Raw genomic sequence first — 13276 nt, 5'->3', positions numbered from 1 at the left:
TGCCTCGAGCGCGACGATCGAGGCGCTGGCGACCCGCGCCTCCTCGGCCGGTGCGGCCGACGAGACGGCGCCCTCCGTCGGCGACGGCGCCTCGCGCGGGGCCGCCGACGGGTCGGGCGCGGACACCGAGCTGCCCGTCCACTCCCTGGACGTGCTCGACGACTTCGTGCCGGAGCCCTTGCGGGGCAGCTGGCTGCCGCTGCTGATCGCGGCGATCGCGGTGCTGTCGGGCGCGTTCGTGGCGGTCGGGCGCCGTCGCCCGGACGAGGTCGACCCCTCGGGGGAGCAGCCGTGAGCGGCCGCCGCGCCGCCGTGAGCGGCCGCCGCGCCGCTGTGCGCGAAAAGGGGCTGGTGCACGCTCTCGGCCTCGGCCTCAGTGCGGGGCTGTTCGTGCTCGTGCTCGGCCTCGCGACCGTGTTGGTCGTCGTGCCGAAGGTCGCGGGGGCGACGCCCCTGACCGTGTTGACCAGTTCGATGGAGCCGCGGCTGCCCCCGGGCACGCTGATCGTGGTGAAGCCGACCCCGACCGACGAGATCCGGATCGGTGACGTCGTGACCTACCAGATCGAGAGCGGCCGCCCCGAGGTGATCAGCCACCGGGTGACCGAGATCGTGTCGTCGTCGGACGGCGGCACGGCGTTCGTCACCCAGGGCGACAACAACTCCGAACCCGACGAGGCGCTCGTGCTGCCCGAACAGGTCCGCGGCACGCTGTGGTACTCGGTGCCGTGGCTCGGCTTCGTCAACCAGGTCGTGAACGGCGACGCCCGGTCGTGGATCGTGCCGCTGCTGGCGATCGCTCTGCTCGGCTACGCGGGCTACTCGGTGGCCGCCGGCCTGGTGGAGGCGCAGCGACGGCGGGCGGGGACGCGGAAGGCCCGCCCGGCCCCGCGCTGAGCGGGGGCCGGACGGGCCCGGGGGAGGCGCCTACTTCGTGAAGCCGACGACCGTCCAGTCCACGTCGCTGGCACCGGCGCGGGCGCCGAAGTTCGCGAGCTCGGGGCTCTGGAACGAGATGTACGGCGCCTGGATGATCGGCATCGAGTGCCCGATCTCCCAGATCTTCTCGTCGGCCTGGTTGTACAGGTCGGCGGCCTTCTCGGGATCGCCCTCGGCGACGGCCTGGCTGAGCAGGTCGTCGATCTCGGGGCTCGAGACGCGACCGTAGTTCTGGCCCTGCTCGTCCGAGTTGTAGATGCTGACGCCGGACGCCTGGTAGCCGGTACCGGCCCAGACGAAGATCGTCATGTCGTAGTTGCCCGGGGTGACGTTGTCCTCGAAGAACGAGTCGACGCTGACGGCGTTGATCGTCAGCTTGATGCCGACCGCGGCGAGCTGGCTCTGCATGACCTCGGACAGCTGCTGCGAGATGGGCGTGCCGGACGGGATCGTCACGGCGATCTCGAGCTGCTTCCCGTCCTTCTCGAGCACGTCGCCGTTCAGCTCCCACCCGTCGTCGGCCAGGATCTTCTTCGCCTCGTCGACGTCGTAGTTCCCGGTCTCCTTCGCGTTGTCCTGGTAGGCGCCGTCGGTGCTGAGGAACAGGTGGTTGTTCAGCGTGGTCAGCTCGTAGGGCAGGGTGCCCGTGATGACCTTGCCGAGCGCCTCGCGGTCGACCGCGTGCTGGATCGCCTGACGGATCTTCTCGTCGGCGAGCACGCCCTTGGTGCTGAAGTCGACGTGCGTGTAGCGAGCCGACGGTGCCGCCCGGATGTCGGTGTCCTTCGCGTCCTTCAGGCGGTCGTAGCGCTCCGACGAGTTGCCCGTGACGAAGTCGATCTCACCGTTCAGGTAGGCGTCGACGTCGGCGTCGCTGTCGAGGGCGCGGAAGACCACCGAGTCCAGCTTCGGGGCGTCGCCCCACCAGGTCTCGTTGGGCACGATCGTGACCGTCTGGGCGGTCGTGTCGATCTTCTCGACCTCGTAGGGGCCGCCCGAGACGGGCAGGGTGTCGACGTAGGCCGTGTTGAAGGCGTTCGGGTCGTTGTAAAGGCTCGCGGGGTAGAGCGGGGCGAACATGCTCTTCCAGTCCGAGAACGGCTCGGCGTAGGTCACGACGACCTGCTTGTCGCTCGAGCCCGCCTCGACGGAGGCCATGCGGTCGGGGCCGAGGGTGCTGCCGACGAGGTACTCGGGGTTCGAACCATCGAGTGCGGTCTTCCAGGCCTGGAAGTCGGCGACCGTGATCGGGGTGCCGTCGTTCCACACCGCGTCGGGGTTGATGTCGTAGGTCACGACCAGCGGGTCCTCGCTGGTGGCCTCGGCACTCGTGACGAGGTTCTCGTCGATCTGCGCGACGCCCTTCTCGTCGATGCGGAACGGCTGGGGCAGCACGGCGCTCTCGATCAGCGAGGCGTCGGCCAGGGCGCCGTCGAGCTGGCCGTAGTTCCACTGCGAGGGCAGCTGGCTGAGCGGCAGGGTCAGCGTCCCGCCCTGCTCGACGTCGGCCGCCGCCGTGGCGTTGATGTCGCCGTCGGGGGACAACTGGCCGTTCTTCGCGGCTCCGTCGCCGTCGTTGCCGCCGCCACCGCTGCACGCCGTGACGACGAGAGCGATGCTGACGAGGCCGGCCGCGAGGCCGAGCTTCTTCGTGATCTTCATGGCACTCCGAACTGAAGGGTGGTGAAAAGTGCTGATCAGACGAGATGCTGCATCGTCGTCGACTCGTGCGGGCACGCGTCGCGACACCTCCCGAGAGCTGACCGCGTGTGCCCAAATGTACGGACGCCTTGAATCCACGCAAACTTTCATGTGAATTTGTTACACGCTCGAAACCTGGCCAGCTGGTCGGGCCGCGGGGTACGTCTAGTGTGATCTGCCATGGCTCGATTCCTCGCCCGCCGGCTGGTGTACTACGTCGCCCTGGTCTTCATCGCGACGTCGCTCACCTACTTCCTCGCCTCGGCGACCCTCAACCCGCGCTCCGTCTACGCCGACCGCAACCCGCGTCCGTCCACCGAGATCGTCGACGCGAAGCTCAGCTCGATCGGGGTCAACGACAAGGACCCTCTCGGCGAGCGCTACGTGCACTGGGTCGGCGGCGCCCTCACGGGCGACCTCGGGCAGACCATCCAGGACAAGCCGGTGGCGCAGGAGTTCGGGCCGAGGCTGGGCGTCAGCCTGCGCCTCCTGCTGGTGGGATCGATCCTCGGCATCGTGCTGGCCGTCGTGGTCGGCACCTGGAACGCCATCCGGCAGTACGCGTTCTCGGACCGCGTGTCGTCGGTGCTGTCGTTCGTCCTGATCTCGACGCCGGTGTTCCTCACGGCGGTGCTGCTCAAGATCGGGGCGACGAAGCTCAACGACGTCCTGGGGTACCAGCTGATCACCTTCACGGGCGAGGCGACGCCCAACCTGACCGGCGGGCTCGGCACGATCGCCTGGGACCGCATCGCCCACCTGCTGCTGCCCACCATCTCGATCGGCGTCGGCCTGATCGCCGTCTACAGCCGGTACCAACGGGCGACGATGCTCGACGTGCTGCAGGCCGACTACATCCGCACCGCCCGGGCCAAGGGCCTGCGACGTCGGCCGGCGATCTTCAAGCACGGGCTGCGCACCGCGCTCATCCCGATGACGACGCTGTTCGCCTTCGCGTTCCTCGGGGTGCTGACCGGTGCGACCTTCACCGAGAAGATCTTCGCCTGGAACGGCCTCGGCGCCTGGTTCATCGACGCCGTCCAGGCCAACGACATCAACGTCGTCGTCACCTACACCCTCTACAGCGCCGTCGTCGTGCTGCTCGCCGGCTTCGTGTCGGACGTGCTCAACGCGGTGCTCGACCCGCGCGTCCGAGCGCAGAAGTAGGGCCGCCCCATGACCCGGTTCACACCCGACCTGCTCGAGGGGCCGTCCGACGCCGTCGTGCCCGAGTCGCGAGAAGAGGTCGCCGCCACGTCGACGAACCGCTTCGCGCTGACCTTCCGTCGCCTGTTCGCCAACCGCGGGGCCACCGTCGGGCTCGTGACGATCGTGCTGCTCTTCGTCTTCGCCTTCGTCGGCCCGCTCGTCTCGCCGTACGCCTACAACTACATCGACTACACGGCCCTGTCGTCGCCGCCGACCGGGGCGCACTGGTTCGGCACGAACAACATCGGCCAGGACGTCTTCGCACAGACCGCGCGCGGCCTGCAGAAGTCGCTGCTGATCGGCCTGCTGGTCGCCCTGTTCTCGACGGTGATCGCGGGCATGCTCGGCGCGATGGCCGGCTACTTCGGCGGCTGGATCGACCGGGCCGTGATGGTCTTCGTCGACCTGCTGCTCGTGCTGCCGTCGTTCCTGATCATCGCGATCCTCTCGCCGCGCCTCAAGCAGTACGGCTGGTTGATCCTGGTGGCCCTGCTCGCCCTGTTCGGCTGGATGATCACGGCCCGCGTGGTGCGCTCGCTCACCCTCAGCATCAAGGAGCGCGAGTTCATCCGGGCCGCCCGGTACATGGGCATCGGCCACTTCACCATCATCGTGCGGCACATCCTGCCGAACGTGGCCTCGTTCCTCGTGATCGACGCCACCATCGCCATCGGGGCCGCGGTGCTCACCGAGTCCGGGCTGTCGTACTTCGGCTTCGGCGTGCAGCCGCCCGACGTCTCGCTCGGCACGCTGATCGCCCAGAACCAGAGCGCGGCGACCACCAAGCCGTGGCTGTTCTTCTTCGCGGCCGGTGCGCTGATCGTCTTCGCCCTCGCCAGCAACCTGCTGGGTGACGGGCTGCGGGACGCGCTCGACCCGACCTCGACGGCCGGGCGCACCGGTCGTCGCCGTCCCACGCGCGGGCGGACGGCCGAGAGCCGAGGAGGCGCGGTGCCGCTCGGGCGCACCGGCGGCGTCTCCGAGGCCGCGAGCCCCGCCCCCGGGGCCGACGTCGGCTCGCCGGCGCCGACCCGCACGAACGACGAGAAGGGGGAGCGCGCATGACGCTCACCGAACCGGTCGACCGCACCCGCGCCTCCTCGGCTCCGGTGCTCGAGGTGCACGACCTCACCGTGACCTTCCCGACCCCGGACGGCGACGTGCGCGCCGTCCGCGGCGTCGACCTGACGCTGCGCCGCGGCGAGGTGCTCGGCATCGTGGGCGAGTCGGGCTCGGGCAAGTCGGTCACGAGCCTGGCCGTGCTCGGCCTGCTGCCCGCCACGGCCAAGGTGACGGGGTCGATCACGCTCGACGGCGAAGAACTGCTCGGCCGCGGCGACAAGGCGATGTCGGCGATCCGCGGCAAACGGATCGCGATGGTCTTCCAGGACCCGCTCTCGGCGTTCACCCCGGTGTACACGGTCGGTCAGCAGATCGCCGAGACCGTCCTGATCCACCGCGGCGGCACGAAGAAGCAGGCTCGTGAGCGGGCGATCGAGCTGCTGGGGCTCGTGGGCATCCCCGAGCCGGAGCGACGCGTCGACTCGTTCCCGCACGAGTTCTCGGGTGGCATGCGGCAGCGCGCGATGATCGCCATGGCGATCGCCAACGACCCCGACGTCATCCTCGCCGACGAGCCGACCACGGCCCTCGACGTGACGATCCAGGCGCAGGTCATCTCGGTGCTGCGCACGGCGCAGCGCGAGACCGGGGCCGCGCTGCTGTTCGTCAGCCACGACCTCGGCGTCATCGCCGGGTTCGCCGACCGCATCGCCGTGATGTACGCCGGCCGCGTCGTCGAGACGGCGACGGCCGACGACCTCTTCGCCCACCCGCGCATGCCCTACACCGTGGGTCTCATCGGTGCGCTGCCGCGCCTCGACCAGCGGTCGGACCAGCCGCTCGTGCCGATCCCCGGCACGCCGCCGTCGCTGCTGTCGCTGGCGCCGGGCTGCCCGTTCGCGGCGCGGTGCCCCCTGGCGACGGCCGAGTGCCGGGTCGACGAACCCGCGCTCGAGCAGGCTCCGGCGGTCGAGACGGGTCACCGCGCGGCCTGCCTGCACGCCGACCAGCTGGTGGGGGAGGGCACCGACCCCGAGGACGTCTACGACCTGCCGCCCGTGCCGACCTCGGGCCTGGCTGCCGTCCCGCGGGCGGAGCGGGACCGGGTGCTGCACGTCGACGGGCTCGTCAAGACGTTCCCGCTCACCAAGGGGTCGGTCTTCAAGCGACGCGTGGGCAGCGTCTGGGCGGTCGACGGGGTCGACCTCGACGTCCGCGAGGGCGAGACCCTCGGCCTGGTCGGCGAGTCCGGCTCGGGCAAGAGCACGACGCTGCACGAGATCATGGACCTCCGGGTGCCCGAGGCCGGCACCATCGAGCTGCTCGGCACGGCCCTCGACCGCAAGCTCGACGGGTCGACGGTGAAGAGGCTGCGCGGTGCCGTGTCCATGGTCTTCCAGGACCCGATGGCGAGCCTCGACCCGAGGCAGCCGGTCAGCGACATCATCGCCGAGCCGTTGCTCGCGATCGGTCGACCCCGCGACGAGGTGTCGCGTCGGGTGCCCGAGCTGATGCGCCTCGTCGGGCTCGAGCCCGCCGCCGCGACGCGCTACCCCCACGAGTTCTCGGGTGGCCAGCGGCAGCGCATCTCGATCGCGCGGGCGCTCGCCGCCGACCCGAAGCTCATCGTGCTCGACGAGCCGGTGTCGGCGCTGGACGTGTCGATCCAGGCCGGCGTGCTGAACCTGCTGGCCGAGCTCAAGGCGAAGCTCGACCTGTCGTACCTCTTCGTGTCGCACGACCTCTCGGTCATCCGTCACGTGGCCGACCGCGTCACGGTGATGTACCTCGGCCGCACCGTCGAGACGGGCCCGGTCGACGAGGTGTTCGAGCACCCGCTGCACCCGTACACGCAGGCGCTGCTGTCGGCCGTGCCGGTGCCCGACCCCGTCAAGGAGCGGGCACGCGAGCACATCGTGCTGCCGGGCGACCCGCCCACGCCGACCGTCAAGCAGACCGGCTGCCGGTTCCGCAGCCGCTGCCCGCTCTACGCGATGCTGCCCGAGGCCCAGCGGTCGCGCTGCGAGGACGAGGTCCCCGCGATGCTGCCGCACGGACGCGACGGGGCCGACCACACGGCCGCGTGCCACTTCGCCCGCGAGAAGCAGCTGGTCTGAGGCCCGGACGCTAGCCGACGAGCGCGGAGGCCGCGGTGACGACCGCCACGTTCACGGCGACCGTGCCCCAGAAGGCGACCTGGAACGACCGCTTGCTCGTCTTGTGCCGCAGCAGCTGTTGGGTGGCGAGGGCCCCGGGCCAGCCGCCGAGCAGGCCGAGCAGCAGCAGGACGCGTTCGGGCACGCGGCGACGTCCTCGACGGGCGGCGGACTTGTCGACCGCGTAGACCGCCGCCGTCACCAGGCCGAGGGCGACGGCTGTGGCGACGAGCCAGGGGAGGGCCCCGTCGATCCGGGCGGACGGCCCGGTGGAGGCGACGACACCCACCACGACCGCGACGGCCACGACGAGCAGCAGCCCGACGACGAGCGCGACCCGGCCGGCCCGTGTCGGGCGCGGGGCTCGTCCCCGGGGCGCCGTCCAGCTCGATCCGACGGAGGACACCCGCACGGCGGCCGGCCCCCGGTCGCCGTGGCGGTCGACCTCGTACGAGTAGGCGTCACCGACCCGGGGTCGGGCGGTGCCGCGGCTGAACGCCGTGATGTGGACGAACGCCCGGCCGCGTCCCGAGGCCGGGGTGAGGAACCCGAAGCCGCGGTCGTCGTCCCACGAGGTGAGCGTGCCCTCGACCCGGGCCGGGCTGCCGGTCATGCGCCCGACCCTAGCCCGCGTCGCCCGTGCCGCATTCGGCCATCCCGCCACGAGGTCGACATCCCGCCACGTTTTCGCGTGGCGGATTGTTTACTTCGTGGCGGCGTGGCGGCGTGGCGGCGTGGCGGCGTGGCGGCGTGGCCGCAGATCCGAGGAGGCGCGGCGCGGGTCAGTCGCGACGGATCGCCGCGTAGGAGCCGCCGGTGGCGCGCACGAGGTCGTCGGGTGCGATCTCGATGTCGAACCCGCGCCTCCCGCCGCTGACGAAGACCGAGGCGAAGGAGGCGGCGCTCGCGTCGACCACGGTCGTCGCGGCGGTCCGCTGCCCGAGGGGGCTGATGCCGCCCACGACGTAGCCCGTGCGGCGTTCGACCAGGGCGGGGTCGGCCAGCGAGGCCTTCTTGGCCCCGACGGCGGCCGCGAGCGCCTTGAGGTCGAGGCGACCCGAGACGGGGACGACGCCCACCACGAGGGTGCCCTCGGCGTCGACCAGGAGGGTCTTGAAGACGCGTTCCGCCGAGAGGCCGAGCTCGGCGGCGGCCTCCTCGCCGAAGTTCGTCGCCGTGTCGTGGTGTTCGTAGGTGTGGGCCGTGAAGGGGATGCCGGCCGTGGTGAGCGCGACGGTGGCCGGCGTGGCGGGGCCGCGCGCCCCTCCGGACGCCTTGCCGGTCACGAGGCGGCCTCGGTCGTCGTGGCGCGGAACACCACCACGGTCGGCCCCGAGACGAGCAGGTCGTCACCGGGGGCCGTCGCCTGCGGCAGGCTGCGGTCGTCGCTCGACCACAGGGCCTCGTACGCCGTCACCCCGTCGTGTCGGGGGAGCGTCACCGAGACGGCGGTCTCGGCCCCGTGCACCACGACGAGGACCGTGTTGGGCGCCTCGTGCTCGGGCGTCGAGGTCGCGAGGTACTGCATCGTGCGGACGGCGGGGTCGTTCCACTCCTCGGGACGCATCTCGTCGCCCGGGGCCGAGTGCCACGACATCTCGTTGGCGCTGAGCGTGCAGGCGCCGTCGAGGCCGAACCGCGACGGGCGCAGGGCGGGGTTCTCGGCTCGCAGCCGGGAGAGCGTGGCGACGTCGTCGCGCAGGTCCCGGTGCCAGGGTTCGTCGGACCAGTCGACCCAGGTGAGCTCGCTGTCGGTGCAGTAGGCGTTGTTGTTGCCGTGCTGGGTGCGGCCGCGCTCGTCGCCGGCGGTCAGCATGGGGATGCCGGCCGACACGAAGAGGGTGGCGAGCAGGTTGCGCATCGAGCGGCGGCGGGCGTCCGAGATCCACGGGTTGACGCTGTCGCCCTCGACGCCGTGGTTGAACGAGCGGTTGTCGTCGGTGCCGTCGCGGTTGTCCTCGCCGTTGCTGAGGTTGTGCTTGCCGTCGTACGACACGAGGTCGAGCAGGGTGAAGCCGTCGTGCGCCGTGACGAAGTTCACGCCCGACAGCGGACCGCGCTCGTGGGCGTAGATGTTGCTGGACCCGCTGAGCTTCGACGCGAAGCTGCCGAGCCCGGACGGGGGTGCGCCCTGCGACCGGGCGGCGGCGATGTCGGTCAGCCAGAAGTCGCGGGCCCGGTTGCGGAACCGGTCGTTCCACTCGATCCAGCCGTCGGGGAAGGCGCCGGTCTGCCAGCCGCCCATGCCGACGTCCCACGGCTCGGCGATCATCTTGACGCCCTCGAGCGCCGGATCGTCCACGATCGCGCTCAGCAGCGGGTGATCGGGGTCGAAGACGTGGTCCGCACCGCGTCCGAGGGTGGCGGCGAGGTCGAAGCGGAAGCCGTCGATCTGCACCTCGTCGGCCCAGTACCGCAGGGAGTCGAGGACGAGCCGCGAGGCGGCCGGCGTGCTCGTGTCGAGCGAGTTGCCGCACCCCGTCACGTCGACCGGCCGACCCTCGGCGTCGTGTCGGTAGTAGCCGGAGCCGTCGAGACCGCGCAGGCTCGTGACCGGGCCGCCGACCTCGCCCTCTTCGGCCGTGTGGTTGTAGACCACGTCGAGGTAGACCTCGATGCCGGCCTCGTGCAGCAGGCGCACCATGCCCTTGAACTCGCGGAGGATCGCCGAGGCGCCGGCCAGCTGCGCGTCGCGGCTGGCGTAGGCGGCGTGCGGGGCGAAGTAGCCGAGGGTGTTGTAGCCCCAGTAGTTCTCGATGCCCTGCGCGACGAGGCGCTGCTCGTCGACGTGTTGGTGCACGGGCAACAGCTGCACCGCCGTCACGCCGAGGCCGGTCAGGTAGGCGATGGTCGACTCGGCCGCGAGGCCGGCGTAGCTGCCGCGCAGTTCTTCGGGCACGAAGGGGGCCAGGCGGGTGAGGCCGCGGACGTGCGCCTCGTAGACCACCACCCGGTCGAGCGGCGTGCGGGGCTTGGACACCCCGCCCCAGTCGAACGACTCGTCGACGACGGCCGACTGCCAGGTGCCACGTCCGGTGCGACCGAGCCCGCGCGCGTAGGGGTCGAGCAGCTCGAGCGAGGGATCGAAGGCGTTGCCGCCCCCGGTGGGGCCGTCCGCCCGCAGCCAGTACCGGCGCCCGGGGGTGAGGGCGCCGTCGGTGGCGCTCCACACGTCGTGTTCGTCGCGGACCATCGGGACGACACGGTCGTGCGGGGCGTCGTCGATCACGACGTCGACCCGGGACGCCGACGCCGACCAGACGCGCAGCGTCGGCCCGTCGGGGCCGGAACGGATGCCGAGATCGCGCAGGGGGTCGGGGTCGGTCACGCGTTTACAGTAGAGGAGGCGCGTGTCGGCCCCGAAATCATCGAGCGTCACCGCCCCACCCAGCCTGAGGACCCGAACATGAGCGTCTACCTCGACCACGCGGCCACCACGCCGATGCACCCGGCGGCGATCGCCGCCTACGCCGAGGCGCTCGGCACGGTCGGCAACCCGTCGTCCATCCACTCGGCCGGCCAGAACGCCAAGCGCGTCCTCGAAGAGGCCCGCGAGCGCGTGGCCGCGACCCTCGGCTGCGACCCGATCGAGATCGTCTTCACCTCGGGCGGCACCGAGGCGGTCAACCTCGCGATCAAGGGACTGTGGTGGGCGAGGCAGTCCGACCGACCGCGGCCGCGCCTCCTCGTCCCCGCCGGCGAGCACCACGCCACCGTCGACACCGTCGAGTGGCTCGAACGGTACGAGGGCGCCGTCGTCACCTGGCTGCCGCTCGACGAGCAGGGCCGGCTGCGCGTCGACGCCCTCGCCGCGGCCCTCGACGAGCACGACGACGTCGCCCTGGTCAGCCTGCTCTGGGCCAACAACGAGGTCGGCACGATGCAGCCCGTCGACGAGGTCGTGGCGCTCGCCGCCGCCCACGGGGTGCCGGTGCACTCGGACGCCGTCGCGGCCTACGGGCAGGTGCCGATCGACTTCGCGGCCTCCGGGCTCGCGGCGCTCAGCGTCAGCGCCCACAAGATCGGCGGGCCCATCGGCATCGGTGCGCTCGTGCTGTCGCGGTCGGCGACCGTCGTCCCCCTGATCCACGGGGGCGGACAGCAGCGACAGGTGCGCTCGGGAACGCAGGACGCCCCGGCCGCGGTCGCCTTCGCCGTGGCGGCCGAGCAGCCGCACGGGGCCTACGAGCCGCTGCGGGACCGGCTGATCGCCGGGGTGCTGGCGTCGGTGCCCGGGGCCGTGCTGCGGGGCGACCCCGTCGACCGGCTGCCCGGCAACGCCCACTTCACCTTCGACGGGTGCGAGGGCGACTCGTTGCTGTTCCTGCTCGACGCCGCCGGGGTCAGCGTCTCGACCGGATCGGCCTGCCAGGCGGGCATCCCCGAACCGTCGCACGTGCTGCTCGGCATGGGCCTGCCGGCGGACGCGGCCCGCGGTGCGCTCCGCATGACGATCGGCCACACGAGCACCGAGGCCGACGTCGACGCGCTGCTCGCGGCGCTCCCGACCGCCGTCGCGCGCGCCACGACGGCCGGTTACGCCGACCGAGCCCCGGTGCTCGGCGCCCGCTGATCCGGCCGCCGGGCAGGGCACCCCGGCCACGACCCCCGAACGGGTGGGTTGTCGCCCCCGCGCGGGGGTGGTGTACTCGTCCCCAACACACGTGAGCACGCCTCACCGGCCGGGCCCCACCACCCCGCGCCGCCGCCGCATCCCGGCCCGCCGCCCGCTCACCACGGGCGTCCATCGCACCACCCCGAGCGCCGCCCCCACCAGGCGACGCGGATCAGGAGCACCACCATGTCGCAGCACCGCTCTGCCTCCGACACCCCTCGCGACGAGGTCCCGCGCGACGACGTCGAGGCGCTCGACCGGTCGGCGCCGAGGCCTCGTCGCCTCCGCAAGGTCGCGGCGCTCGCCGCAGGCGGTGCGCTCGTCGTCGGCGGACTCGGCTACACCGTCGCGGCCTGGACCGACAGCGAGTGGGTCTACGCCGGGGACGGCACGGGCGGCCCCGGCATCGGCACCGGCACGTTCGAGGTGCAGCAGAGCGTCACCTCGCCCTACACGGCGGGCTTCTCCGACTACGAGACCGCACCGGGTCGCGGCACGGTCTTCACGCCGGGCGCGCAGACCCTCAGCCCGGGCGAGAGCGTCTACTCGGGCGTGGCCCTGCGGACGACGGCCACGACGAGCGTCCCCGCCGACGTGCAGGTCCGGGCCGCGGTGCCCGCCACCGGCGTGACCGTGGCCGATGCCGGGGGAGCGCTCTTCAGCGCCCTGACCGTCCGCGTCGCGACCGTCGAGGTCACGGCCGGGGGTGCCGCGCCGACCTGCACCGCCGCCGCATTCACCGCGCCGACGACCATCGCCACGGGTTCGCTCTCGTCGACGGGCGCCACGGCCACCCAACGACTCGCCGCCGCGTCCGGCACCACGCAGTTCTACTGCTTCGAGGTGACCCTGCCGGCGAGTGCCGCCACGTCGGCGAGCTCGACGCTCCAGGGCCGAACCGCCGCCCCGGCGTGGGAGTTCGCCTCGACCAGCGTCGAGTGACGGGCCGACCGGTGGTCGACACCGTGACCCGGCCCCGGGCGGAACGTCGGGGCCCCGAGGTCGAGCCGCGCCGGGCGGATCGCCGTGAGCGCCGTCGCCGGCGCCCGCGCCGCCGACCGGTCGACGTCGTCAGCACGCTCCTGCTGTCGGTGGTCGGCCTCGTCGGCGCGGTCTGCCTCCTCTGGCTCGCCGTCTCGACGGTCCTCGGCCTCTCGCTCGTGGTCGTCCTGACCGGCTCGATGAGTCCCACCGTGCCCGCGGGCGGCGCCGTCGTCACCCGGGCGATCGCGGCGGCCGACGTGCGGCCCGGCGACGTGGTCACGGTGCCCCGACCCGGCTTCGACGTCCCCGTGACCCACCGGGTCGTCTCGACGACCGCCGTGCCCGGCGACGCCGCCGCGCGCTCCCTCGTGCTGCGGGGCGACGCCAACGACACCGACGACCGCGATCCCTACGTCGTGCGCGACGCCCGGATCGTCGTCGCCTCGGCCCCGGGCCTCGGCTTCGTCCTGACGACGATGTCGACCCCGCCGGCCCGCGGGCTCGCGGTCGCCGTCGTCGGTGCCGCCGTCGTGCTGGCCTTCTGGCCGACGCGACGCCGCGCCGTCCGCCGAGGGTGAGGGCGACCGTGGACGGGGAGTCGAGTGGCGGC

12 protein-coding genes are annotated in these 13276 nt (G+C 72.3%); 8 read left to right on the top strand and 4 right to left on the bottom strand.

The genetic code is table 11. From position 1 onward, the window contains the following. Together IFT36_RS12100 and IFT36_RS12095 are read left to right on the top strand one after the other, a co-directional pair. A partial coding sequence (locus tag IFT36_RS12100; protein WP_200413253.1) for a hypothetical protein occupies positions 1-295 on the top strand: 295 nt, incomplete at its 5' end. Positions 296-351: 56 nt separating this feature from the next. Next, complete coding sequence (locus tag IFT36_RS12095; RefSeq protein ID WP_285062817.1) at positions 352-897, top strand: signal peptidase I; 546 nt, start codon at positions 352-354, stop codon at positions 895-897. A 30-nt stretch (positions 898-927) separates the two neighbouring features. On the opposite strand, the gene IFT36_RS12090 is transcribed toward IFT36_RS12095, so the two are convergent. Then, on the bottom strand, positions 928-2601 hold the full coding sequence (locus IFT36_RS12090; protein WP_159826322.1) for an ABC transporter family substrate-binding protein: 1674 nt from the start codon (positions 2599-2601) through the stop codon (positions 928-930). Between the two features lie 219 nt (positions 2602-2820). On the opposite strand from IFT36_RS12090, the gene IFT36_RS12085 reads away from it, so the two are divergent. From IFT36_RS12085 to IFT36_RS12075, 3 genes are read left to right on the top strand one after another with little or no spacing between them, the layout of a single operon-like run. Then, the gene (locus IFT36_RS12085) at positions 2821-3807 is read left to right on the top strand and encodes an ABC transporter permease (RefSeq protein WP_056046129.1); all 987 of its coding nucleotides are present in this window, start codon (positions 2821-2823) and stop codon (positions 3805-3807) included. A gap of 9 nt (positions 3808-3816) precedes the next feature. Beyond that, the gene (locus tag IFT36_RS12080) at positions 3817-4914 is read left to right on the top strand and encodes an ABC transporter permease (RefSeq protein WP_159826324.1); all 1098 of its coding nucleotides are present in this window, start codon (positions 3817-3819) and stop codon (positions 4912-4914) included. Continuing rightward, positions 4911-7028 (top strand): ABC transporter ATP-binding protein, encoded by a 2118-nt coding sequence (locus IFT36_RS12075; RefSeq protein ID WP_200413252.1) that lies wholly within the window; start codon positions 4911-4913, stop codon positions 7026-7028. The genes IFT36_RS12080 and IFT36_RS12075 overlap by 4 nt, the downstream gene beginning before the upstream one ends. A 10-nt stretch (positions 7029-7038) precedes the next feature. Here IFT36_RS12075 and IFT36_RS12070 read toward each other — a convergent pair whose 3' ends face one another. The 3 genes from IFT36_RS12070 to glgX all read right to left on the bottom strand — a co-directional run bounded on the left by IFT36_RS12070 (position 7039) and on the right by glgX (position 10395). Continuing rightward, positions 7039-7680 (bottom strand): DUF1294 domain-containing protein, encoded by a 642-nt coding sequence (locus IFT36_RS12070; protein WP_200413251.1) that lies wholly within the window; start codon positions 7678-7680, stop codon positions 7039-7041. Between the two features lie 169 nt (positions 7681-7849). Next, on the bottom strand, positions 7850-8353 hold the full coding sequence (ybaK, locus tag IFT36_RS12065) for a Cys-tRNA(Pro) deacylase (protein WP_200413250.1): 504 nt from the start codon (positions 8351-8353) through the stop codon (positions 7850-7852). After that, the gene (gene glgX / locus IFT36_RS12060; protein ID WP_200413249.1) at positions 8350-10395 is read right to left on the bottom strand and encodes a glycogen debranching protein GlgX; all 2046 of its coding nucleotides are present in this window, start codon (positions 10393-10395) and stop codon (positions 8350-8352) included. Before glgX ends, ybaK begins: the two co-directional genes overlap by 4 nt. 78 nt (positions 10396-10473) lie before the next feature. On the opposite strand from glgX, the gene IFT36_RS12055 reads away from it, so the two are divergent. From IFT36_RS12055 to IFT36_RS12045, 3 genes are all read left to right on the top strand, one after another. Then, the gene (locus tag IFT36_RS12055) at positions 10474-11640 is read left to right on the top strand and encodes a cysteine desulfurase family protein (protein WP_056046118.1); all 1167 of its coding nucleotides are present in this window, start codon (positions 10474-10476) and stop codon (positions 11638-11640) included. A gap of 228 nt (positions 11641-11868) precedes the next feature. After that, positions 11869-12624: an acyl-CoA dehydrogenase gene (locus IFT36_RS12050; protein WP_200413248.1), complete on the top strand. Its 756-nt coding sequence runs from the start codon at positions 11869-11871 to the stop codon at positions 12622-12624. Between the two features lie 11 nt (positions 12625-12635). After that, the gene (locus tag IFT36_RS12045; RefSeq protein WP_200413247.1) at positions 12636-13244 is read left to right on the top strand and encodes a signal peptidase I; all 609 of its coding nucleotides are present in this window, start codon (positions 12636-12638) and stop codon (positions 13242-13244) included. The last annotated feature ends 32 nt before the right edge of the window (positions 13245-13276 follow it).

Origin of the sequence: Frigoribacterium sp. CFBP 13605 (genome assembly GCF_014839405.1) — a bacterium.
Lineage (GTDB): Bacteria > Actinomycetota > Actinomycetes > Actinomycetales > Microbacteriaceae > Frigoribacterium.
The sequence above is the reverse complement of the archived record's forward strand: the minus strand, read 5'-3'. Positions and strand labels throughout refer to the sequence as shown.